Raw genomic sequence first — 265 nt, forward strand, 5'->3', positions numbered from 1 at the left:
GTTGTAAGGTGCGTTAATAGCTCTGTTATAAATGGGTATGCATTTTTTTGTACCGCCAACGACGAAAGTCCATCAACCACTACAATCGCTAAATCGTATTTAGCCTGCGTAGTGTGCTTTTGTTTATTCATATAGCTGAGAAGTACTTGCCTACCATTTTCATCAAGTTTGCGGCCTAAATCGGGTCGCTGAAGGTAAGTAACCCTGTCAACGGCTTGGCTGTGTAAATGCAGGGGAGGGGCAACCTCTTTTAATACGCTAATAC

Annotated in this window: 1 protein-coding gene; it reads right to left on the reverse strand. The window is 43.0% G+C overall.

Annotated features, from left to right (window positions below; genetic code table 11):
- Nucleotides 1-265: ethanolamine ammonia-lyase light chain EutC (locus AAEY93_RS20715; protein ID WP_351079562.1), on the reverse strand; the 265-nt coding region annotated here is incomplete at both ends.

Source organism: Shewanella sp. CAL98-MNA-CIBAN-0140, assembly GCF_040309905.1.
In the GTDB taxonomy this organism is placed as follows: Bacteria; Pseudomonadota; Gammaproteobacteria; order Enterobacterales; family Shewanellaceae; genus Shewanella; species Shewanella psychromarinicola.